The following is a 24,020-nucleotide window of genomic DNA, read 5'->3' on the forward strand; positions in this document are numbered from 1 at the left end:
GAGATAATAGCTCAAAAACTCTTATACGTATTTTTCTAGTAACGTTAGTTAGTTTCACACTCGCTCAGGTATTAGGACGAAAGTTGCCTTATCTTAAGGAAGAAAGTGTTAAAGCTTATCTTAAGCTAGCTTCAGTTTTTATATTTGGTTTTGCGACCTTAAACAGACTTACAGAAATCAAATATTTTGATGGAACTGGATGGCTTGATAAAACCAACACATCATTTTTTAAGCTTCTTTACTTTACTGGTTTTGGATTAGGTATATTTGCTTTATCTTTAGATAACTCTATCCAAAACTCAATAAGTGCAATCTGCCACAACCTATGTACACTTTGGAACTCAATACCGTGTAACGAATTTACAGTTAGGTGCGATCGCTGATGACCCTGATGTGACTTTTATAGATTTAAAAGAATTTGGTTTAATCTGTACACTAACTTATTAAGATGCGCCAAACAACTCTAAAAACTCATCTACTACTTCATCGGCATTGTTTAAACACTCTGTTGCACTAAAACGAGTAGATTTGATTCCTTCTCTATCAAATAATCGGTCTCTTTGGTAGTCTTCAGAAGGTCGCTGATGGAATTCCCACCCGTCTACTTCAAGAATTCTAGGGGAACCTTTATAAAAAACTAGAAAATCTGTCTCTTTAGTTTCTATACAATTTATCCTATTACGGATTCTACATTTAGCATTAACAAAGAAAAGAACACGTCTTTTCTCTAAAGCTTTAGCAATTTCAAACTCAGCCTGAGAACGAAAGTTTAAACCATTCTCTGAGTGGTAGTAATCAGACCTAGAATTATTTGAGACAGATTTTTTTGGCAGAACTAATCCCATCTCACCGCTTATTTGTTTATAAGCGTTAGTTAACTTTTCTGCCCAAGATGCATCAACCCGAATCTCCCATAAATGCTGAGTCCCCGAACCATCTGGTTGACCTTTGTAAGTTAGAGTTATACCTTGAGGAAAAGAATAGAACCCTGGTTTTCTGACATTTGCAGTTAACCAATCGGAAGACCATTCTGTAGTAGGCATTATTTTACTCAACATTTTGAGCATTTGGTAAGTTCTCAACTCGTACACAAGAGTTGGAGATTCTAAGTTACTTAACGAAGTGGTTCTTTTGCTTAATTCTATACTGGTACTTTTAGTACTATTATCACTTGATGGCTCAACCTGTTGCTTCTGTTGGTTTAATTTAGCAATCGCTTCTACAAGTGTTTTTCCAGAAGACTTAGGAACATCGCGCACTGGTGTCTCTGAATCTTTTTTAATGCTAGCAAGCAATTCCACAAGTCCAGGCTTCTTGGGCTTAACTCCAGTCACTCTACTCGTTCTCCTAATAAATTAATGTTTACGGTAGAATTACCCAGGCAAAATAATCTAATTTAAAGAATGATAGCTCTCTACTATATAATATTTATACTGCTAATCAATATCATTTACTGACATAAAATAAAAATCAACAATCCAGAATTGTTTTCTAGAGTAAGTGCGACCACCTCCAATATTCCTCAAATAATGAAAATTGTTTTTCTACTTTTAGTTAATAATTTTACAAGTCATTTATTGTAGTATATATTTACTATAATAAAGGATTTTCTCATGCTAAGAGCAAGGGATTTATCTCTCATTAAAGAGATTTTTCTACAAGTAGAGAACTCTGCATCAGGGAGTAGAAGAATTACAAACCTCAACATAAAAGGTTTTGATGAGCCTACTATTATCGATCGTGTTGATTTATTAATTGAATGGAACTACTTAAAAGGATACGTAAATAAAACTTTGCTTGGTATTACGGGATACGGTATAGATGGAATCACAATGAGTGGGTACGATTATTTGGACAAAATTAGGTGATAGTTGCTTAGCCGAAAGTTTCTGCTAGGTGTACGATCGCTTCTCTCTGAAATTTAAGAACTCCTTGTACAAAGCCAACCCCGAATGGACTGGGGTCGGCTTAACTTTTTTCTAAAGTCTTGTTAGGTGCGATCGCTGATTTCTCTGAGATAACTTTTATAGTTTAAAGACACAGCTCTCTCAGAGTTTATGATATGCTGGTATTCATAGTGAAGTTCTCACAAAGGCACTAGCCCTCATTCTATTGGCTTAGAAGGAGAGCTTTATTATGGCTATACTATTAATACCCTACAAGGAGGGTTTACATGGCTGACCTAATTAAGGTCTTGCTACGAGTTCTTAAATCTCGTAGTGCTTTTTGGAGGTTTGTTGTCATCCTTTGCTTGGTTCTGACAACTATATCCGTTCTAACAACACTAATTTTAATTGTGTTGTTTACATTGGGTAAGTTCTAAACTTACGTTTCTTTTATCATCCCAGACTACCGATCAAGAGTTATTCGCAGTAACTCTTGGTCTTTCTTAACCAAACTTAAGCAATACCGAGTACAGTATATGTGTCTCAGCTTGTTTTATCTTATCTTGGAATATCTTATCTGTGGGTGATGAATACAGAATAACACAAAAAAGATGAAATAGAAAATAGCAGCTATTTTGAAAACTGAGTTTTCAAAAGATGGAATACAAACCTTACAGAGACCGTACTCCAATTCACTTTACCTACTTAACACTCTGATTAGTAATATAAGGCAAAATAATTAATCTACTAATTTTTTATAACTTCCACTTAATACTCGTAGATTAGACGCTACTAAGTGCGATCGCACATGCGTAAGTTTTAACTAATGGCAAACCTATGATAGTTCATTTTCGTAAAATATCTCACATTGCCAGATACCCAACTTCTGTAAGTATTTAAGATATTCTGAGTTAATCATTGTTATCTCCCTTGGTTTCAATAGATACGTAATGAATTTTTCAGTAAATTCTTCAACAGTACTTGGTGGATGTGAAAGGTTTAGATTAAGAACGAACTCATGAATAGTTTTAGCTTGAGATTGTTCAAGGAAGTGACTTGTTTAGGGGTATATGATGGAGTACTAGCTGGTGCTAATAGTGGCTTTTTGTCTGATTGACTAGGTTCAAGATACTCTGGGGCATACTTATCTAAGTAATCCATCGCATCATCAGATATAGATAATTCTTCTTCTAAAGCATAAGTTAGCTCCTGCATTACTCCTTCGTGACCAATCTGCCTTGCGTATGACCTGAAGTTGCTACCTTCGAGAACGTGTGCCAAACATTTCTTCTTGACTGCTGCCAAATTACGTTTCTTCTCCCTACCTTTTTCAAAAGCAGAATAGATTACATACGCAGCTACTAGTCCACCAGTTACTGGTCCTGCCATCATTCCAAAAGCAGCGGCAGCAGCAAAACCACCAAATACGTGTATTTGTAGATTATCGGAACCTACTTGCTGCAACGCTAGCTCAGACCATTCTTCGTTATCTTTGTGAAAGCTTTCTAAATTAAAATTAGTCATAATTAAAAACGATTGTGTTTGAATGGCGTACCTCCTAAGATGCACATTTTATAACCCTCATATAGCAAGGCTTTCAGAAAATGAAAAAAATGTGCGTCTTTCATATATTACTAGCGGCGATTTTCACGGCTAGTCGGAGGCTGACATCTTGCACCTTCTCAACAACAGAGTGGTGGGTAGTGCCCACCCTACGAAAGAATAAGCTTTTTGGGCTTTGATTTTTGCAATAAGGCGATGCTGCAAGATGTGAGGTACCTGAGACTTGAACTCAGGGGTCGAGGAGGATCGATCGCACCTTCTGCTACGCCTATTTTTTAATGTTCCTTGCTGCTTGCTACCAGGAATTTATGGAGCATATTGATAGAAATCATCGTGTGGACAAGAATCTCAACCATGAATAGTGTTGCGATCGTACCAAACACATTGCTCCAGTTGACATACTGGAAAACGCCTAACATCAGGTATTGGATTGCTTTATCCCAAGGTATACCAGGCATTATAGGGTAATACCAAATGCAAACCAAAGCATCTACAACATAAGCGACAATACAGTACAAGGTCATATTGTCTAGAAACCCACCTATAAAATTGTTCAGAGCTTTCTTTGCATTTTTTATAGATCGTGGGTCACTGTCTTTAACAGATATTGTCCCACTCGAATCAGAAGCCCGAACCACTGCTGAGAGAAACCCGTGATGTCTCCACAGGACTCCAGGTAACACCTGCAAAAGTTGTATTGGTAACCAGACTAAAAAACCACTTATCCAAACAAAGGATTTCTGCTGAACTCCCGGTTTGCACTACAATGACCTCAATGTAACAGCTGCACGTAAGAAAGCAGACTTAATCGAGCACGATATCGCTTTTGGGGCTTTCGAGCCAACACACGTTAAATACAAAAACCCGGATTTGAAGGAAAGTCAGGTACTTTCCTAGAAAAATTAGATCCGACCTCACCGCGATCGCGCTTTTCGAGAAATTCACTCAAAGTTTTAGGGCAGTAGAGTGAGAAATATAGGATTAGCTATACTAGGGAAAAAATCGATCGCTGAACAGATCTCTCTTATTATACATAGGCATGGCTATATTCAACGCTGACTTGCTAAATGCCAAGATTGGAGTCAAGTTTAACTCTTTATTAGTTCTCTCTTTCTTCGTCGGTATTCTTCTTAGCAGCCTGATGCTATCAAGTGTTCTGCAACAGAGAGCGGAGTATGAGATTAACGTTAAGGCTGATTTGCTCATGCAAACAATGAACTCATTACGGCATTATACTCAAGATCGTGTCAATCCACTGCTTGCGCCTCAATTAAAAACTGGTTCCACCTTTATTCCCGAAGCAATTCCAACTTTTTCAGTAAGAGAGGTTTCGGAATACTTACGCAAAGATGACAAATATCACGACTTTTTCTATAAAGATGCTGCTCTCAATCCTACTAATCCTAGAGACCAAGCTGATAGTTTTGAAACTGCATTGGTAGAACGTTTTCGCCGACAACCAGAAATCAAGGAACTTTCGGGTTTTCGCTCTACACCAGAGGGGAAAAAGTTTTATACAGCTCATCCATTTAAAATAGAAGAAAATCGCTGTCTTGAGTGCCATTCTCGTCCTGACATTGCACCAAAAAGTTTATTAGCCACTTATGGAGAACATGGGTTTGGTTGGCAGCTGAATGAGGTTATTGCGGCTCAAATGGTCTATGTTCCTTCAGAAAAGGTCTTTGATGAAACTTGGCGGGCTTTCTTTTCTGTTATGCTCGTTATCATGACTATCTTTTTTGCTGTCATATTGTTGATTAATTTCTTATTAAAGAAAGTTGTTATCCAAAGAATTAAAAATATTGCAAAAACAGCTAATGCTGTAAGCACGGGTGAGATAAATGCTAACTTTGAAGAACAATCAAAAGATGAAATTGGTTTACTAGCGATCGCTTTTGAACGCATGAGATCCAGTTTGTTGATTGCCATGGATTTGCTAAAGCAACACAAAACTTAATCCGTTAATTATCCAGTACCTGCTGTTTGAAAGCCAATGCTAGTTGAGGATTTGGAAGTTGAGCAGCTAGACTTTCGACAAAAGTTGCGCGAGAGTGTTCTCCAGAACTAAGAGTTTGTTGAATGAGAATATGAGCAATTGGTCCGATCGCTTGGGTTAACGCTTGCTCGCACTGACGGATAAAATTTTCATCTAATACTTGATATTGCTCTATTAACATTTCTACCCTATCTTCCAGTTTCAAAAGCGGCTGTGTTAGCTCCAAATGGACTTGTTTCTGAAATTGCTCTTGCTGAGATGGAGACAGATGACGCCTCAATTGCTCGATTAATTCCCTTCGATTCCCCACCTGTGCCAACACATTTTGTAGCAGAATGGGAGCAATCGGTCCAATAAGATCGAGTAAAACCTTTTCCAATTTATAGATTTGGGATGATGTCAATACAAAATGCAAAGGTTCGGCTATGTTAAGCCAGATAGGAGGTTCGACAGCAGGATTTTGACAGATGGTAGGTAACCAAGAAGCACCGGGAAAATCAGCTTCCAAGCTTTTTAATTGCTGACGGGCGTACCGCACGGCTCGATATAAAGACAAACGTTCGAGAGCAAAAGCAGAGAGAAAGTGTCTAAAAAATTCTTGTGCTACCCGGTTGGGTACGGGTTCTCGCATGACAATAACGGTAGGAATATGTAATTTTTCTAAAGAATTTGCTAAGCCTAAGCCGTCACAGGAATTGAAAATTGCCAGTTTTAACCCATTGGCAATGGCTACCTTGAGCGCTTCTTGCAACTGTTGAATTGTTAAACTGTTATTAGTGGGATTTTCGTTGAGATAAATCCTGCCTGTTTCGCCTTCGGTTTGACTGTGTCCGGCAAAAAAGAGAATATCCCAGCCTCGATCGTTCCGAAGTTGCTGGTTTAATTGTTCGTAGGAAGGGTTCACAAGAAACTCAATTTTTGCCTCTTGTAAATCTTGAAGAAATCTTTGTTCCGCCTTTAAATCTACTCCTTTGCTACTGCCTAAAATCGCCAAGAGTCTGACTTTTGTTGTATCTCGCTTAGCCTGCCCTTCACGCTGGTATTCAGGTTGACTCAGTGCTGGTTCTGCTTGGGGATATTCGCCAAAAAACTGCCAACAATGCCAGGGTAACCGACGCAGTAAGTCATCGTTGGTTTCAATCATGACATGGATTTCTGATGATGAGTCCAGTCGAGATCGCACTTGGCTATCGACATTCAGAAACCCTGGTGAGTGAAGCCAAGCATTTATGCTCTGTTCTAGTTGATAACAAACTTGATGAAAGCTATCTTGCGAAATATTGGTAACGCCTTCTAGGTCAATTTCTAGCTCATCATCCACATCCACCTCTACCAATTGGGCAACGGATTGTTTGCGGATGTCCTTCATACTCGCCATCCGATTGCAAAGGTGTTTGTAAATTAATTGCCAGTTACTGTAGAGTTCTGCCAAAATTGGTGCTGCGGGTAGGCTACCAATAAACTGCTGGGGTCGAGAATAGCCCGATACCCACAATTGAACGGTTACTCTAGGAAAGCCACTGTTTAGATCTCCATCTCCCAAGTTGATAACGACAGCCTTAAGCGTTGGCGGAGGCATTTTTCTCCATTTGCGATCGCAAATGACTTACCTCACCAATTCTAGCAAGGTTTTATTGTACTAAACCCGCACGTAAAGCTCGAACAGCAGCCTGAGTACGGTCAGCTACACAGAGTTTGCTCAAAATACTTCTAACATGAGTTTTTACAGTCCCAATTGTCAGGTGAAGCTTTTGGGCAATTTCTGCATTATCGCACCCAGAAACAATCAACTCCAAAACATCCATTTCCCGTTCGGTCAGTGGATAAGTTTCCAGTGTTTTCTCAACTTCTGGGTCTACAGCATTAATCATGACCCGTTTGCCCGTCATTCCTCCATTGCGATCGGGGAAATCATGACGAATTTGTTGCAAAATAATATCTGCAATTGTTGGGTCAATCCAAGAACTACCTGTATGAATTGTTTTTACTGCCTCTACCAGTTTATCTGTTGCAATATCCTTCATACAGTAAGAATCTGCTCCTGCTGCAAAAGCTGCTAAAACAGCTTCATCACTATTTTGCATTGTGAGAATCAGCAGTTTTGTTGTGTAGTCTTGTGTCTGAGCTTGATATTGCCTAAACTGACGTGTCAGTTCAATTCCATCCATATCAGGCAAACCAATGTCGATAGTGGCAACATCTGGATGCAAGGTTTTCAAAAGCTGTAGCCCTTCCCTTGCATTGGAAGCCTCACCAACAATCTTCATTTCTGCCTGAGTTTGTAAAGCAGCCCGTAAACCTATCCGGGTAAGGTTGTGGTCTTCAATGACGACGACCTTGATTTCACTCATAGCCAATCACCTCTACCCATTATACATGGATATTCTAATAGGGATTTTATACAAAAAGAAAGATGTCAACAAACTTCATCCCCCCCAAGCTATAAAAATTAATGCAAATGGGCATGGAATAAGGGCCGAGGGATAAGTTATTTCTGACTGTGTCACAGACCCTGTTTTTGGCAGAGTGGCGATCGTCATCAACTAACTGCGTTTTTCAATTACACCTCTTAAAAAAATACGATTATAATTTTTAATGGCGTTTTTGGCAAGTTACCAAAAATTGGTGGGCTTACCCCTACCGATACTACCTAAAATTTTTTGTGAATAATTTAAAATTCTTAATACTAGGAATGATATTTGATTTATAAAATACCCGTACAATGGCTACAAAAAGCATTTATGTAGTAGGCATTTTTTACCATACAGTACTTAAAATTTTTCACAAAGGATTTAGAGACTGCTACAGCTTCAATACTTAGTCTGTGGATTAACGCCGATTGCGAGCTTGCAATATTACTTATTATAAATAAAACAGTGTTTGCCGATTGTTTCAGCAAACACTGTTATACACAAATCTCTGTTATTTTAGTTAGTCGATCGCTCTCTTAACATCATCTTTCAAGTTTTCCACGCTATGGCGAACTTGAGCTTCAGCTTGCTTTGCTTTACCTTCAGCTTTGTCATTGGGGTTACCTGTGATTTCACCCACAACTTCTTGAATTTTACCTTCTATATTTTTAGCAGTTGCTTCTATGCGATTTTCGATACTCATATTAACTCCTTACTTTTGATTTGTTAGTAGCCTGTTTTCTATCTATAAATATCTTATTTAAAAAATATTTGTCTGTCAGTCTATCCTAAGTTTATGATTAAGCAAAAAGATTTTGTCCGCGCAACAGATTATTTATGTTATTTAACTCATCTGCAAGATTTAAAATTATAGATATTAGAGAGACACAGATAGTAAAGTTACCTCTTTCCTGGGATAAGTATATTCTATCTTGCGGTAGATAATTTCATGACTGCTTGGCTCGTGTAAAATAACCTAACAACCACCTGTACCGGGAGGCAAAGCTTCTAGCGAAGGCATTTTCAGACTCCGCTAGGGAACAAGGCGAAAATAAAATACCCGGCTTCTTGAAGAAGTCGGGTATGTTGTAGGCAAAATGAGTATATTAATGACAAAAAAAATGATGACCGGGTGTTGTCCCAATCATCCCACAGTACCTATGTAACCGAAAAACTCAGACAAAAAGATTAAACAATTCCCGGACCTCTGCCTCGTTTGTCGTCATCATTTGTTAACTGACCTTCTTTATCTTCATTAACTTCTTTCAGTTCTGCTGCACGATGAGTGGTATCCTCCTTAGCTTCTTGACTCGCATCACCAGGAACTTCATAATACATTTCCGGTTCTATTGCGTAATTATTTAGCAAACCTTCTCTGTCTACTGTATAACCGTCTGTAGAATGTACGCTATCAGAATGTGTTTGGTCGTCAGTAGGTGCGCTTGCCTCTCTCTGTTCATTAGGAAGTGTTTTGTATAATTCTCCCTCTCTTTCTTTGCGAGCTGCTGTTTCAGCAGGTACGATTCCTCTATCGTATGTATCCATTTCAACTCGTTCAGAGCTATCTACAGCTTTGTTATTCTTTTCAGTAGTCATATATTATGTCCTCACTAAATTTTTGATTCACCATTTATACTAAATAAATTAAATCTTTTAACAATTGAAATCTAGTGCCTAAAGAGGTGGAGCTTAAAATCTTGAGAAGTGTTACCAGTTAAACAGAATTAAGTTTTTTCTATCCTATGATGTATTTTTTTTGCTATTCATTTAATTTTTATTAAGCTCTTGATGTCAAAAGTATTTTTAATAAAAAGCTTAACCAAATATAGCTGCTTAGTACTATTTTCCAAGTAAATAAACTACAAATATAGGGGCGCAATACTTTGCACCCCTACCAACAGTGTGGTTCATTTAGGCAAAAACCACTGTCAAAATTTAGTAACGAGCGATCGCTAACCCTTGATTAATTACTAGTACAGCGGGACGTAAATAAGGCAGCCATTAGTAACAGATAAAAAGCTTACAAAAAAAGCTTTTGCGCCTTCTGCCCTCTGCCTCCGTACTTCTGCCTTCATGTGCTAGTTATCAGTCACTCTAAATCTTTTACCGTTGGTCCGTGCAGTATTTTTCCGTCAGAGTTGAAACGGGAACCATGACAGGGGCAATCCCAACTTTTCTCTGCACTGTTCCAGGCAACAACACAACCTAAATGAGGACACACCGCAGAGACTGCATGAATTTCTCCTCCTTCATCTCTGTAAGCTGCTACCTTTTTGCCATTAACAGTGACTATTTTTCCTTCACCATTGGCAACATCAACGCAAGAATGACCAATTCCTTTAATACGATCGCCTACCCAATGAACGCCTACATCAAGGTTCTGCTTAACCCCTTCCAAACTCACAAATGGCGTTGCACGGGTTGCATCGTAAAGTTCAGCCCAAGGATTCTCTATACCCAATATTCTGTCTGCAAGTAGCATTCCAGATAATGTTCCCTTTGTCATTCCCCAAAGGCTAAAACCAGTGGCTACATATACATGGTTGTTGAATGGTGTCAACTTACCAATATAAGGCAAGCGATCGAAGGAAACAGCATCTTGAGTTGACCAACGATACTCAAAAGAATCAATCCCAAAGCGAGAACGTGCAAATGCTTCCAAATCGAGGTACTTTTCTTCCGTGTTAGTCACAGTACCCACTTTATGACCTCCACCACCAACAAGAAGGAGTAAACCATTTTGGTAGGGAGTGGTACGAATTGAGTAATATGTTTCCCCAATGCCAATATACATTCCTTTGGGTGCTTTGGATGCCTCAATCCTGGCACCAATAATGTAAGAACGCTTGGGATAAGTTTTGGCGAAAAACAAGCCCTGGTCTAGGATTGGCAAATTTGTCGTAATAATGACATCCCGTGCTAGAACAGTTCCCTTATCGGTAATGACTTGACAGGGGCTCTCTTCATCAACCTTTTGTACTCGCGTGTTCTCAAACACATAGCTACCATTTCCTGCAATGCTTTTAGCAAGGTGCAGTAAATATTTGCGTGAGTGAAACTGCGCTTGGTTGTCAAATTTAATTGCACCAGCAATAGGAAAAGGTAAGGAAGTTTGCCGTACAAAAGAAGCAGGAAGCCCTAATTTAAGTGCAGCTTCTACTTCTTTCTCAATTTGGTTGAGTTGATCTTGAGATTCTGTAAAAGAATAAGCACTTTGGCGGCTGAAGTCACAATCTATTTGTTCTTCTTCCACAAAAGCCGCGATACGTTCTAATGCTGCTTGATTTGACTGTGCGTAAACTCTAGCTTTTTCTTCGCCAAATTTCTCGATTAACTCTGCATAAATCAATTGATGAAGCGAGGTGATTTTAGCAGTTGTATGACCGCTGACACCTGTTGCTATGCGATTCGATTCAATCACAGCAACAGTTTTGCCAGCACGCTTTAACAATGTAGCAGCAGTGATTCCAGCGATACCTGCTCCAACGATCGCAACATCTACTGTTACAGTATTAAGGAGTGGTGAAAAGTTGTTCTCTGATGTTGAGTCTATCCAATAGGAGATAGCTTTTCCAAGTATTTTTTGCATGGGTTTTAGGGTTAATTGTGAGTGGTTAGTTGTTAGTTGTTATTCGTTAGTGGTTTGCTCGCCATGCAATCCACCAACCACCAACCACCAACCACTGACAGGTTATCTAACTAAGCCTGCTCGCAAAGCAAGCACCGCAACTTGCGTGCGATCGCTTACACAAAGCTTATTCAAAAGGTTGCGGACGTGAGTTTTGACAGTACCTACAGTGATATAAAGTTTTTCGGCAATATCTGCATTACTACATCCATCTACAATAAGTCTGAGGACGTCTAACTCGCGAGCTGTTAAGGGATAGCTTGGAATAATCTGGCTTTCCTCAGCTGATAAACCATTGATAGAAACTGTTGTATTTTCAGAACCTGATTGAGTTTCTGCGTAAGTTTTATTGCTATGTTGCAAGATAATACGAGCAATGGTCGGATCGATCCAAGAATTGCCTTCATAAGTTGACCGCAATGCATCAGCCAGTTTATTAATACTGCCATCTTTCATATAATAAGAATCTGCCCCAGCCGCAAAAGCTGCTAGCACGGTTTCCTCATTATCCTGCATTGTCATAATCAAAATCTTGGTTTCTGGTATCTCGCTTGCTTCCTCAGAATTGTTGAAGTGCTGGATCAACTCAATGCCACTCATATCAGGTAGATCGACATCGACTATAGCAACGTCTGGTCTTGTTGATTTCAGAAGCTTTAAACCTGACCTTGCATCCTTGGCTTCACCAATCACCTCAATTCCATTTTGTTGCTTCAAAGCAGCTACTATACCGATCCGAGTTAGCTCGTGATCTTCAATTAAAACAACACGAATTGTATTCATGGTCAAGCCTCAATTCTTTTTAAGTAACAAGATGCACAAATCGACTCTTTTGTATTTGTCGAGTGATAGTAAAAGCATTCTAAAAGGCTAAAACCGTTTCAGTCTATCTCTCCGAGGCACTGTCTCTAAAAGCAACAGTTTGTCCGCTTGATGCAGGTAGAGTCATTCGCAAGAAAGTTTAGATGTATCTTACAATTAATCCCTTTGATAATCACTTCCTATCTACATCGGATAACGTATTTATGCCAAAAGGCATAGAAGATGCAAGCAAAGGAACAATAATTTACAATGGAGTAAAAATTCCTCTTGCCGAGCCCCTAACCCCTAGCCCCTATTTTCAGGATAGATTAACCTGATTAACGTGAGTTTATTTAGGGAAAAAATAATGTCACCACCACAGTTGCTTACCGATCCTTTCCTGCAACTTCCAACCGAAAGTTCGGTACGAGTTGTGTGGTTTACTGAATTTGCTGGTTCCGGGCATATAGTTGCTTACGGTAAGAATCTAGCTCATACTGCTATTGCTAAAACGACCAAACTCAGTCGGGTACGCGAAGACCAAAATTCACGTGTCGCAACCCAATCACGGGATGGACAAATTTACCAACATCCTGTCATGCGCGATATTTGGCGTCATGAGGCTGAGGTAAAAGATTTAACTCCTAACATACGCGTTTCTTACCACGTTACAAGTGTGAGAGAAGATGGCGAAAGCGTTAGTAGCAAAGTGTTTACCCTTGCACCTGCACCACAGCCGGGAACGCCCCTAAAAATTTTGCTGACTTCCGACCATCAAATCAAGCCTATGGTAGCAGCCAATTTACAGAAAGTTGTGGAAACTGTTGGTTACGTAGATGCTGTTTGGTTTGCTGGTGATTTAGCAAATATTCCAGACCGCGCTTCCGAATGGTTTGATGATAATCGTGGGGGTGCGTTCTTTCCTTGTTTGCAAGGTCGTGCCAAATTTGAAATGAGCAAAAATGGGACTACAACATTTTATACTGGAGGTGAAATCATTCAACACGCCCCAATGTTTACTTGCATTGGCAATCATGAGATTATGGGACGCTTTGGGTGTGAAAGTTTAAATACGGAATTTGATAAGACAATTCCTCGCTCAATTGCTCAAAATTTATACGGCAAAGACTCGCTGAAAAACAATTCTTTTAATACCGATACTTACGAAGAACTTTTTACCCTACCTCAAAGTCCAGAAGGAGGAAAAACTTACTACTCGGTCACTTTGGGTGATGTGGGATTAATAGTGTTATATGCTACAAATATGTGGCGCACTCATCTCTTAGATGCAGATGCTAGAGGCAGATACAACGAAAGTGCAAAAGATTTAAATAAACCAGAGAATTGGGGTTACGGACAGCATATTTATGAGGCGATCGCAAAAGGCAGTACGCAGTACAATTGGCTGGTACAAGAATTAAATAGCCCTGAATTTCAGCAAGCAAAGTACAAAGTGGTGATGCTGCACCACCCGCCTCATTCGCTTGGTGATAACGTGGTTCCAGCATATACCGAGCCAGTACAAATCATAGAACGCGATACATTGGGCAATATTAAAGCAGTACGTTACGAGTACCCTAAAGAGGCTGATTACCTCATTCGCGATGTTATGCCTTTATTAGAAGCCGCAGGCGTACAGTTAGTATTTTACGGGCATTCCCATTTGTGGAACCGCTTTGTCAGTTCCACTCAAGTACATTTTATCGAAACATCAAATGTTGGTAATTCATACGGTGCGGCTTGGGGCGATCGCAAGCGAAAAGTTCCCATAGGTTATCGAGAGGATTATGTCGAACTTGGAGATCCATATGGTTTAGAACCCGTAATACCAACAATTCATCCCTTTCTGGGGGAAGATGGTCATCCAACACCATATATTGCCAGCAATGACTTTACTGTTTTCAGCATCTTTGATACGGGTACGGCTACGGTCAGCAGTTACTTGTTTGATACCAGCAAGCCAGATTCAGAAGTCATTAAGTTTGATGAGTTTGAGTTAAAGCAATCGTAGTTCTAACCAGTGGTCTGTCCCATTAATTTTGCTAGGCTTTCACAACTCCGCACACCTCGTTCCCAGGCTCAGCCTGGGAACGAGATAAAAACGTTTCACTCCTCAAAACTTTTGCGACAGAGCACTAGTAGTCCACCACATAAGTTTTAATGGGTAAAACGATGTTCAAGCTCATCCTCTTTTTCTCTTCCTCTGCGCCCTCTGCGCCTCTGCGGTTTTTCAATCAACCCTCAAAATTAATGTGGTGAACCACTAGTAGTAGGATATACAATAATAGCCTACAGGTTCTTTTTTATTTGATACACTTAACAATACCGTAAAATCCACTAGCTTCTACTTGTATGTTGTTTGCATGAAAACCTGCTGTTGATACAATATATCGCAATTCTTCAGGTGAAAAAAACCGAAACACGATACTAGGATATGGTTTGAGAAAAGTGGTTGCTAACAGTTTCCCTCCAGGACGTAACGCTTGGTAAATATTGCGAATTCCTTCAGTCGCATCATTCCAACAATGCATGGCAGCCCCAGCATAGATAGCATCTATAGAATTTGGTGCTAGAGGTAGTGCTTCTACATCAGCGCGGGCGATCGCAATTTCTGACGGTGATATGCCTTCTAATTGCATTTGTTGTTGCAACTCGCTCAGCATTGTTTCAGAGTAATCTAGAGCTAAGATTTGTTCGCACTTTCCCCACTTTGCCAAACGACGTGCCATAATGCCCGTACCACAGCTGACGTCTGCTACAATTCCAGGATTTTGACCGAAGAATTCCGTACACAGTCTAAATTCAGCATCTATACCGCCGGAGTTCCGCAGTCCCACTGCCCAAAGTGGGGGTAAAATTCTTTCATATAAAAAAGAAACAATTGGAGAACGAAACAACTCTGTACGTAAAGGTTTTGTCTCCGTAATGGAGTTGTCTTGTTGTCTTTGTAAAGCTTTATAAGTCAAATCCATAACAGAGGGAGTTTTTGCTAATTCTTCCTGGAAAGAATTATGGCACCTGTTACATGGCTGTGGAACTGCGGTTAAAGTTTTGCGGCATAAAGGACAAGCAATGATTTCCTGTAGTGTGGACATAAGGTTTTTTCTGCTTTAGGATTTATTATCTACATTTAAAATTTTCATACAAGTAGTACTCGTTTTGTTTATTAAGGTATTGGAAAACGCAAGCAAATATGGAAAACTATCAATTAAAACCAGAAAATTGGTCGCAAGAAAGTTATATTAAAGCTTACAAATTTGCAGCACAAGCGCATCAAGGTCAGGAGATGCCCGGTTCAAACATACCTTACATTATGCACTTAAGCTTTGTAAGTATGGAAGTCATTGCAGCTTTAAATGTAGAAAAAGAATCTAACGGAGATCTTGCAATTCAATGTGCGCTTTTGCATGACACCATCGAAGATACCGATATAACTTTTGAGCAAATCAATATCGAATTTGGTGAAGCCGTAGCTAAAGGTGTACTTGCCTTAACTAAAAATAATACCATCGCAAAATATCTTCAGATGGAAGATAGTTTAACAAGGATAAAGCAAGAACCGAAAGAAATATGGATGGTAAAGTTAGCAGATAGAATCAGCAACTTACAAGCACCTCCACATTATTGGACTTCAGATAAAATTGTGCGATATCGAGAAGAAGGTATTCTAATTTATGACGCTTTAAAGGATGCAAGCCCGTTTTTAGCGTCGCGATTGGCTTGTAAAATTGAAGATTATAAAGTATTTATCAATTGATACTTTAGATAAAATCCAAGACAAGACTCATTTTAGAATCAGAATGGTAGGATGTTAATTTGAATTTCTACTATTTTTTTGCACCTATAATTATATGTTGGACGGATCTAATTACGAAGCATTCAAAGAGTTCGAGCGTGATGGATTTAATCGGGTGGCGTTTGAATACGATCGCTCTACTGCTCAAGTGACTTCTCAAGTCAATGAAGTCATACTAGACGCTGTCGGAATAGGATACGGTTGGCGATTGCTGGATGTTGCTTGCGGGACTGGACGGTTGAGTGCTGCAGCAGTGAGGCGACAGGCAATAGTGACTGGATTAGATTATGCAGAAAATATGGTTACCATTGCTCGAAAGCGATGTCCTGAAGCCGAATTTCATACAGGAGATGCTGAGAACCTCCCTTTTGAGTCAGACCAATTTGATGCGGTTATCTGCAGCTTGGGGCTTCTCCATTTTCCCAATCCCGAGCAAGCAATTGCTGAAGCTTTTCGGGTGCTTAGATCCGGAGGGTACTATGCCTTCACTTGTTGGACACCACCAGCACGGAATCCATTCATGAGTTTAATCTTGGGGTCAATTCAGGCAAAAGGTACTATGAAGTTAAACCTCCCTCCAGGACCACCCTTGTTCCGCTTTGGTGAAGAAGCTGAATGCGAAAGGGTTTTGAGCGCAAAAGGATTTACTTCAGTTTCTATCGCTGAATTACCTGTAGTGTGGTTTTTTTCTACGCCAGAGGATGTAATGCCAAATACGATCGCAACTTCAGCAAGACTGGGACCAATGCTTGCAATGCAAAGCGAGGAGCAACGACACAATATTGAGAGCGCTATTATTGCTGGTGCTCGTTCCTACGCCACAGATGGTGGGATTGAAATTCCCGCTTCTGTAGTGCTGTCTGTCGCTTGCAAACCATGACACGATTGAACTGATGGCAGTATAACAGTGAAAGTTGCCCCCTTGCCCTCACCGTCACTCTCAGCCCGCACTGTCCCACCGTGAAGCTCGACTAAGTGACGGGCGATCGCCAGACCCAGCCCCAAGCCCCCAAACTGCCTTGTGGTTGAACCGTCGGCTTGGCGGAAGCGTTCAAAGACGTGTGGCAGGAATTCTGCCTTGATACCTACACCTGTGTCGCGCACTATAATCTCGACAAATGAGTTAGCCTGAGAGAGACTCACCTCCACCCGTCCACCTTGAGGCGTGAATTTAATTGCGTTCGCAAGGAGATTCCATACTACCTGCAGGAGGCGATTTTGGTCTCCCACGACAGGTTCTACGGTAGCAAGTTGTAGCTGCAAATCTATGTTTTTCACTTCAGCAGCATGGCGCACCGAATCGAGCGCACTGACAATCACGGTAGCTAAGTTCAGTAACTCTGGTTCGAGGCGGAGTTTCCCGACGACGATTCGCGATGTGTCAAGGAGGTCGTTCACCAGTTGTGCTTGAGCTTTTGCATTGCGCTCGATGGTAGCGATCGCTTGCTGTGTCTTTTCTTGGTTGAGCTTTCCGGTACCCAGCAACTGGGACCAGCCGGAAATAGCATTGAGAGGAGTTCTAAGTTCGTGGGAGACGGTAATTAAGAACTCATCTTTGAGGCGGCTAGCGGTTTCCGCCTCAGCCCGTGCTGCTTCGGCTTGTGCTAAATTTTCGTCCCGCTCCCGCTCCCGTTGCGACAAAAGGTCAGCTGAAAATTCTAGGGCTTCGCCTAACAAAGCGACTTCCTGAATGGGTGAGGGACTGATACGAGGATATTCACCTTTGGCTAGAGCTTCTGCAGCACGAGCAGCCTCAGCGATACCCTGAGAAATCCATCGCGAGAGGATGAGCGTTCCCACGCCACTGACTAGGAGCAAAGCCAAGCCCGATCCAACGACGAACCACATTGCACGGCGAGCCGGACTTTCAATGACTTCAATAGGAACGACGACGGCGGTCGTCCAGCCAGAGAAATTGGCTCGTTTGAAGGCAACGTACACTGGCGTTCCCTCTAAGGTAGTTTCGCGGAAAACTCCCTCTGTTGTTGCTGCGATTCGCTTCAGAAAAGAAGGGGTACCCGGATGTCCCACAAAGCGTTCGGGATTGCGAGTTCGGGCTACAACAACACCGTAACCGTCAACGACAGTACGCGTCCACTCGCCATCAACAGTGGTTTGGGTCTTGACCAGACGAGTGAGCGCTTCTGAGGTGATGAGGGCGGTCAGCACATACCGTAGCTTACCACTGCGTATAACTGGAACGCGGACGGGGAAAGCCCATTTTTGCTTGAGACGTGCAAAGGCGAGGTAACCTACTGTTGGCTGGAGTGTTTTGACAACGCGTCGCACACTTTCAGGCTCATTTGCCAAGGGCAGTGGGGTACCGAAGGGACGAAAAGTATTGAAGACCTGACGTTTATCTGGTGTTAGGAGGATCGCGCCCAACCAAGTCGGTTGCGTTTGCACTGTGCGCTGCGCCTCTTGATAAAAAGCTTTTAATTCACCTCGGTCGAGTCGATCGGAAGTTGCCAGTACTTGGAGTACCCTGGTTGTACTTGAAACCTCACGTTCTATATCTTGAGTGAGGTTGCGTGCTGCTAGAACCAAGCGGCGCTCTGATGCTGCACGCTCTTTCAGCGAGAGTCTGTGTACGACAGCAACGGCAAAAAGAACAACTGGGAGTAATGCCCCTGCTACGAGCAACACAAGATGCCACTTAAGAGCCAGCCTGTGACCGCCCCAAGGCTTAAAGTTGTCATTTATACTTCTTTTTTGCCACCCGATTCCTAAATTTAAGGGAAATTCGGTTTTTTTCGATCTTGTCACGCTCTTTTGCTGAAAGCACACCAAGTTATCTGTGTACTATAATCATTTGGATTATAACCCGGTTTTCTGTCTCATAAGAAAAATGCATTGCCATGAACAACTGTAGATTCTTTTAAGTATAAATACTGAAATATTGTGTATTGTTTCTGTTGCTAGTAAACTGCAAACTGACAATGACTGTTTAGCCGAGTTTCACCGGAAAGCGCAAATCACCCACAGGTATGCAAGCAAAAGAAGATTTTCTGAGTATTTATGACTTGCCGTACTAAATTAACAAATGTAACTGAGAACCTTGTTGAGTTTTACTGACCTCAATTCGAGCTTGGAAAGCTTCTTTCAGGTGGGGCATATGAGTTACAGTTAAGATGCAAGCGAAATCAGAAGCGATCGCATTAATTGCTGCAATCAGGCGATCGCATCCTTCGGAATCCTGCGTACCAAAACCTTCATCCACAATCAGCAATTGCAACGACGCTCCAGCCCGTTGCGCCAGTAATTTTGCCAAAGCTAAACGGATAGCAAAATTAATTCTAAAAGCTTCTCCACCAGAATAAGTTTCATAAGCTCGCGTTCCTTGTGCATCTGCAATCAAAATATCCAAAGTATCGATCAGCTTGACATTTTTCTTTGTGGATTTTCCACTGCGTCCAGCTTTCTGTGTCACAAATTGAACGTGCAACTGGTTAGCACTCAACCGCGAGAGCAATTGATTTGTCTCAGCTTCTAATTGAGGCAAAACATTCTCAATCATCAATGCTTGGATACCATTTTTACCAAAGGCTTGCGCCAATTCCTGATAAATCCGATATTGCTGTTTTGTTTCTTGCAATTGCTGCTGCTGTTGCTCGTACTGAAGTTGTAGCGCTTCAAGTTGGTGGGCTAGCTGCTGTAACCGTCCTAAATGCGAGAGTTGTTCGTCAAGCTGACGCCTGCGAGAAGCTAATTGCTGCTCTAACTCTTGTATTTGAGTTGTTGGATTTGCTGTTTCTTGCAATTGGCGAACAAGACTGTCTATTTCAGAATGAAGTTTTTGCCGCTCGGCCAATCTCCCTTGTAAAGCTACCTCGATCTCTTGGAGTCTTGCACGAAGCTGCGGGTACTGCTGTTGTGCTGCTTGGAGATGTTGATACTGTAATTGCCAAGATTGCATTTTGCGTACTGCCAAGCGAACCTGGTTGTGCCGCTCTGTATCATAGCCAATTTCAGCAATGTACTTTTCAAGACCAGCAATTTGTTTGGCACACTCAGATTCAGTTGCTTCTTGCTGAACTCTAGTTTGCAACCCTTGAATTTGCCCCTGAATTTCCGGTTTTCGTAACTGTATTTGAGCTTGACGCTTGGCAGCATCTTTCATTTGACTGAGCCTAATTTCTGCCCACCGCCATCGTTCCACCTCATTACGTGCAAGGGCATGATCCTGTTCGCTGTAGTTGAGCTGTTGTAAGTACTGCTCCAATTGCTGCAATTCGGCTTGTAGATCGTGAGCGTAATCACCTACTTCTAACGCTTGCTCGAGTTGCTGCTTCTCAACAACTATTTGTTGTAGCTGTTCTTCGATATCACTTGTTGCCTGCAATTGTGCTGCTAATTGCCCTCTTTGTTCGCGTAAAGTATCGTAAGGAGATAATTGTTGTGATATATCCCGGTATTCCTGTCTGAGAACCTGAATTTCTCTATCCGATACAGCCATTCGTTCCCGAACTATCCACAATTCATCCTCAGCATCTTTGTACTCAATTTTAGTTTTATCGACTACACGATTCCAATGATGTTCATCCAAAGGACGCTCGCACAAAGGACATAAAGCATTGGGTGTTTGGAGCATTTGCAGTTTTTGCTGTAATTCTCCCAAAAGTCTTTCATAATCTCGTTGGTGAGCTTGCAAGCGCTCTATCAGGTGGCGTCTCTCCTGTCCTTTCTCCTGAACTCTTTGCAAATAAACCCGCTTTTTTTCTAGCTCCTCAATATGGATTGCGACTTCCATCACGGCTTGTTGCAGTTGCGGTTGTCGCTGTGAAGCCCGTTGCAATTGGTTTTCTGTGGAGCCTAGTTGTTCGAGCCGAGCCACTAACCCAGCGTGCGCTCGATCTATTTGGGTTTGCAAGGAAGCTCGCTTTTGCAGCAGAGGAGACACCTGTAGCTGCAGTCGATCGAGCTGCTCGAGACGGTTGCGTGCAGCAGCCAGTTGTGCCAAAGCGACCTCTACTTCTTCTGATTTCCCAAGAATTTGTTGCAAATCCTGCTCTTGTTGCTGCAAAGCGGCGAGTTGCGCCTCGCTGTGTTGCAGCTGGCGTTCGAGTTCGTGAATTTGTTTTGTCAGTTGCTGCTGGTTTTTTTGACGTGCTTGTTGGGCGCGAGTATACTCTTCAAATCTTGCACCCATCACTTCTTCTTGAGATTGTAGATTTTGATACTCCTCATACCCGGCTTTAATCTCAGCTTCTTGGCTTAATAACTTTTCTAAAACAGATAACTGAGCGCTAATAGCTGCGCGGTCTTGTTGAAGGCGATCGCAATCCTGGGTTAGATTTTGGTATTGTTGCCTGACAAAGTTAAGCTGTTGTTCTTTGTTTTGCCTCTGGTGTTGCACAACCTGCAAACTTTGCAATTGAATCGTATCAAATGCTTGGACTTGTTGGAGCTGGTTAATGTCAGCTTCCAATTCAGCTTGTTTTTGGACGATCGCCTCACGAGAAAGCAGTTGATTTTTTAGAGACTCCAAGCAACGTTCTAATTCCTCAGCCCGTGCTTTAAACTGACGCGATAGGTCTTTTGCCCGTTCTTCTAATTCATCATATTGATTGAGTTTTAATAACTCTGCCAGTATCTCTTTACGTTCGTTAGGTCGCTTGAGCATAAATTCATCAGCACGACCCTGGCGGAGATAAGCTGAGTTAATAAATGTATCGTAATCTAGCTTAATGTGTTCTAAAATGATATCCTGTGTTGCCCGTACACCTTTACCCGTCAACGGGCGAAAGCCATTTGGTGTTTCTATTTGAAATTCCAAACCACTATTTCCACCGCGCTGTCGGGTACGAATCACGCGATAATTTTGTTGGTTGGTTTCAAAAATAAAATCAACTCTAACGTCTTTAGACCCTGTGTGGATAACGTCATCTTCAGATACAGCTCTGCTTTCACCCCATATCGCCCAGGTGATAGCTTCGAGGAGGGAAGATTTTCCCGCACCATTAGAACCACAAACACACGCTGTATGTAAACCGCGAAAATCTAGAATGGCATCGCGGTAACTGAGAAAGTTTTTAAGTGTAAGTTGTCTTGGGATCATTGAGGCTTCAGCGCGACACCTTATTTTAAAGAAGCAAGCAGTACAGATGCTCTCTCTGTTAGTTTAACTAGGTTATTATCATGTTTCTAGTCTCTAATAAAGCAAATTTACGAATGTTAACAATATTATGAGTTCATTTTTTCCCTCGGGCAAAAGCTTTTTGCAATTTTCAACGAAGGCTACCTTCGCTCGCTCAGAAGTGAAAACTTAAAAGAAGGTAGACCGGGTTTACATAACTCCAGACTTATAATTTGAGGATATAAAAATATTTTTGCGACGTTGCATACAGGCAAAAGCTTTTTTGTAGTTGCTAAAAAAGAATCTGCGGAGGCAAATCTGTTTCCTTTAATAACGAAGTAAAATTTGTCAAGAGTGTTAGCTATGTTTTTTGGGACAGAAGTGATGGAAAGTTTACATTTTAACTCAGAAAATTCAAATTTTCTCCAGGAAAATTAGAGATTTCGGTAAAAATCACCCCAGACATGACAAGCTGTTTTTCCAGATTCATAGTTCTTCTCTCGGTGTCACAGGCGTAATTTCACCATTAGGTAATAGCATAGCAATCGGTAGAATCAAACTAGTACAGTTCGGCGTAAATAAAGCAACCATTAGTGACAGAGAAAAATCTTACAGTTAAAGCTTTTGCGCCTTCTGCCACGCCACTTGCTGTAGCCTGTGAAACCCGTCCACCGCAGTGGCTCCTCTGCCATCGTACTTCTGCCTTCGTGTACTAGGCGTTCCGATCGACCAAACTTGGTTATTTTCATCATAGACTGTATTCTTTGACACTCCCACGACTTCACGTCATGGGATTCTTGTTTCAGCAAATCAACTTGCGTTTCAGGTACACTTCATTCTTCTCAGACAGATGTCGTTCAAAATTTTAGGAACAGTTTCAAACAATTTACGTCATTTACGCCTTTCGTTACTGTTCGTTGGTACAATTTAACGTTACAAAAAGAATAACGTGGAACAATTGCATATTCTTCCCATGTCATAGTGAACTCACCCTCGGAATACTCCTAGAGATAGGTTGGAAAAAGGTCAGAAACAATCTCAGTAACAGCACGTCATAAAAACTAACAAGAAACGACAGGACCCCTGCTTTATGACTCGTTTTATTAATTGGAAATCTGGAGCCGCCGCATTGATGGCGATGACTATTACAACAGGTGCTATTGTACCTATATTGCCTTTGGCTCCTGCTAATGCACAGGTATTACCCAGACAACAATCCCGATACGTTTCTATTCCTGCGGGAGTTGTCATTCCTACTACCTATGACAAAGAGAAAATTTTGGTCACCCCTGAAGAGAAAGCAGCAATCACTCTCAAGGTAGCAAGAAATATTGTCGATCGCTCTGGTAATGTCTTAATTCCAGAAGGAACGGAAATTGTCGGACAAATGCAACCAGCCAGCAGAAGCTCTCGAAAAGGTAGCCGATTTGAAGCACAAGAATTGGTTTTCCGTAACGGCGAGCGCCAATCTGTAAATGCAACTTCTCAAGTCATTACGAGAACGGAAAAAATCAAGAAAGGAGCTGATTCAGGCAAAATTCTTCAAGATGCTGCTATTGGTGCAGGTGCAGCCAGCGTCATTTCACTGCTAACAGGTAACCGTCGAATTGAAGCGTTAGAACCTATTATTGGTGCAGGTGCAGGTGCAGCCGCCAGCGTTTTGTTGCGGAAGAAGGAAGTCGAAGTTGTGGTTGTTGAACCCCAAGAAGGAGATTTAGATTTGACACTGCGTTCTAACTTGCAGTTATCTCGCAGCGATCGATACAATAACTACTAGACTTAACTCTGTTTAAGTCCGTGAATTTCATCATGAGAAATGCGATCGCACCTACGGTAGAGTTTGCGATCGCTTGACTTTTTTAT

General features: G+C 41.4%; 21 protein-coding genes. 7 read left to right on the plus strand and 14 right to left on the minus strand.

Features of this window, described 5'->3' with window-relative positions; all coding sequences use genetic code 11:
- Window positions 1-383, plus strand: a 383-nt coding sequence (locus tag HC643_RS41675) for a hypothetical protein (RefSeq protein WP_237265968.1), incomplete at its 5' end; no start/stop codon positions are given.
- Window positions 384-443: 60 nt separating this feature from the next.
- Here the strand turns inward: HC643_RS41675 and HC643_RS30645 are convergent.
- Complete coding sequence (locus tag HC643_RS30645) at window positions 444-1,334, minus strand: DUF559 domain-containing protein (RefSeq protein ID WP_050046674.1); 891 nt, start codon at window positions 1,332-1,334, stop codon at window positions 444-446.
- Between the two features lie 279 nt (window positions 1,335-1,613).
- Here HC643_RS30645 and HC643_RS30650 point away from each other — a divergent pair, with 279 nt between their 5' ends.
- Window positions 1,614-1,868: a DUF2513 domain-containing protein gene (locus HC643_RS30650; RefSeq protein WP_038082106.1), complete on the plus strand. Its 255-nt coding sequence runs from the start codon at window positions 1,614-1,616 to the stop codon at window positions 1,866-1,868.
- Window positions 1,869-2,885: 1,017 nt separating this feature from the next.
- Here HC643_RS30650 and HC643_RS30655 read toward each other — a convergent pair.
- The 3 genes from HC643_RS30655 to HC643_RS30665 all read right to left on the minus strand — a co-directional run bounded on the left by HC643_RS30655 (window position 2,886) and on the right by HC643_RS30665 (window position 4,211).
- A complete protein-coding gene (locus tag HC643_RS30655) occupies window positions 2,886-3,410 on the minus strand; it encodes a hypothetical protein (RefSeq protein ID WP_038082107.1) in 525 nt (174 codons plus the stop codon).
- 314 nt (window positions 3,411-3,724) lie between these two features.
- Entirely contained in the window at window positions 3,725-3,973 is a 249-nt protein-coding gene (locus HC643_RS30660) for a hypothetical protein (protein WP_137986573.1), read from the minus strand.
- 97 nt (window positions 3,974-4,070) lie between these two features.
- The gene (locus HC643_RS30665; RefSeq protein WP_153021433.1) at window positions 4,071-4,211 is read right to left on the minus strand and encodes a hypothetical protein; all 141 of its coding nucleotides are present in this window, start codon (window positions 4,209-4,211) and stop codon (window positions 4,071-4,073) included.
- A 277-nt stretch (window positions 4,212-4,488) separates the two neighbouring features.
- Here HC643_RS30665 and HC643_RS30670 point away from each other — a divergent pair, with 277 nt between their 5' ends.
- Window positions 4,489-5,406, plus strand: a complete 918-nt coding sequence (locus tag HC643_RS30670; protein ID WP_038082109.1) for a c-type heme family protein — start codon at window positions 4,489-4,491, stop codon at window positions 5,404-5,406.
- A gap of 4 nt (window positions 5,407-5,410) precedes the next feature.
- Here HC643_RS30670 and HC643_RS30675 read toward each other — a convergent pair whose 3' ends face one another.
- From HC643_RS30675 to HC643_RS30700, 6 genes are all read right to left on the minus strand, one after another.
- Window positions 5,411-7,024: a DUF8082 domain-containing protein gene (locus HC643_RS30675; RefSeq protein ID WP_050046671.1), complete on the minus strand. Its 1,614-nt coding sequence runs from the start codon at window positions 7,022-7,024 to the stop codon at window positions 5,411-5,413.
- A gap of 52 nt (window positions 7,025-7,076) precedes the next feature.
- Window positions 7,077-7,796 (minus strand): response regulator, encoded by a 720-nt coding sequence (locus HC643_RS30680; protein WP_038082112.1) that lies wholly within the window; start codon window positions 7,794-7,796, stop codon window positions 7,077-7,079.
- Window positions 7,797-8,376: 580 nt separating this feature from the next.
- On the minus strand, window positions 8,377-8,559 hold the full coding sequence (locus HC643_RS30685; protein WP_038082116.1) for a CsbD family protein: 183 nt from the start codon (window positions 8,557-8,559) through the stop codon (window positions 8,377-8,379).
- A 485-nt stretch (window positions 8,560-9,044) separates the two neighbouring features.
- Window positions 9,045-9,452, minus strand: coding sequence for a hypothetical protein (locus tag HC643_RS30690; protein WP_038082119.1), 408 nt, complete (start codon window positions 9,450-9,452; stop codon window positions 9,045-9,047).
- Window positions 9,453-9,945: 493 nt separating this feature from the next.
- On the minus strand, window positions 9,946-11,445 hold the full coding sequence (locus HC643_RS30695; RefSeq protein ID WP_038082121.1) for an FAD-dependent oxidoreductase: 1,500 nt from the start codon (window positions 11,443-11,445) through the stop codon (window positions 9,946-9,948).
- Between the two features lie 102 nt (window positions 11,446-11,547).
- On the minus strand, window positions 11,548-12,267 hold the full coding sequence (locus tag HC643_RS30700) for a response regulator (RefSeq protein ID WP_038082123.1): 720 nt from the start codon (window positions 12,265-12,267) through the stop codon (window positions 11,548-11,550).
- Between the two features lie 385 nt (window positions 12,268-12,652).
- Between HC643_RS30700 and HC643_RS30705 the strand changes: the two genes are divergently transcribed.
- Window positions 12,653-14,296 carry a purple acid phosphatase family protein gene (locus tag HC643_RS30705; RefSeq protein ID WP_038082126.1) on the plus strand — a complete coding sequence of 548 codons (1,644 nt, stop codon included), beginning with the start codon at window positions 12,653-12,655 and terminating at the stop codon, window positions 14,294-14,296.
- A gap of 292 nt (window positions 14,297-14,588) precedes the next feature.
- On the opposite strand, the gene HC643_RS30710 is transcribed toward HC643_RS30705, so the two are convergent.
- Window positions 14,589-15,380: a class I SAM-dependent methyltransferase gene (locus HC643_RS30710; RefSeq protein WP_050046670.1), complete on the minus strand. Its 792-nt coding sequence runs from the start codon at window positions 15,378-15,380 to the stop codon at window positions 14,589-14,591.
- Between the two features lie 98 nt (window positions 15,381-15,478).
- On the opposite strand from HC643_RS30710, the gene HC643_RS30715 reads away from it, so the two are divergent.
- Both HC643_RS30715 and HC643_RS30720 read left to right on the plus strand, forming a co-directional pair.
- Window positions 15,479-16,042, plus strand: coding sequence for an HD domain-containing protein (locus HC643_RS30715; RefSeq protein WP_038082128.1), 564 nt, complete (start codon window positions 15,479-15,481; stop codon window positions 16,040-16,042).
- 94 nt (window positions 16,043-16,136) lie between these two features.
- Window positions 16,137-16,961, plus strand: a complete 825-nt coding sequence (locus HC643_RS30720) for a class I SAM-dependent methyltransferase (protein ID WP_038082130.1) — start codon at window positions 16,137-16,139, stop codon at window positions 16,959-16,961.
- Here the strand turns inward: HC643_RS30720 and HC643_RS41680 are convergent.
- The 3 genes from HC643_RS41680 to HC643_RS30735 all read right to left on the minus strand — a co-directional run bounded on the left by HC643_RS41680 (window position 16,895) and on the right by HC643_RS30735 (window position 22,928).
- The gene (locus HC643_RS41680) at window positions 16,895-18,847 is read right to left on the minus strand and encodes a sensor histidine kinase (protein WP_050046669.1); all 1,953 of its coding nucleotides are present in this window, start codon (window positions 18,845-18,847) and stop codon (window positions 16,895-16,897) included. The genes HC643_RS30720 and HC643_RS41680 overlap by 67 nt on opposite strands.
- A gap of 265 nt (window positions 18,848-19,112) precedes the next feature.
- Window positions 19,113-22,139, minus strand: coding sequence for an exonuclease subunit SbcC (sbcC, locus tag HC643_RS30730; protein ID WP_038082131.1), 3,027 nt, complete (start codon window positions 22,137-22,139; stop codon window positions 19,113-19,115).
- A 633-nt stretch (window positions 22,140-22,772) separates the two neighbouring features.
- The gene (locus HC643_RS30735; protein WP_153021432.1) at window positions 22,773-22,928 is read right to left on the minus strand and encodes a hypothetical protein; all 156 of its coding nucleotides are present in this window, start codon (window positions 22,926-22,928) and stop codon (window positions 22,773-22,775) included.
- Between the two features lie 319 nt (window positions 22,929-23,247).
- Between HC643_RS30735 and HC643_RS30740 the strand changes: the two genes are divergently transcribed.
- Complete coding sequence (locus HC643_RS30740; RefSeq protein WP_038082132.1) at window positions 23,248-23,934, plus strand: hypothetical protein; 687 nt, start codon at window positions 23,248-23,250, stop codon at window positions 23,932-23,934.
- Window positions 23,935-24,020: the final 86 nt, after the last annotated feature.

The organism is Tolypothrix bouteillei VB521301 (genome assembly GCF_000760695.4).
GTDB classification, from domain to species: Bacteria; Cyanobacteriota; Cyanobacteriia; order Cyanobacteriales; family Nostocaceae; genus Scytonema; species Scytonema bouteillei_A.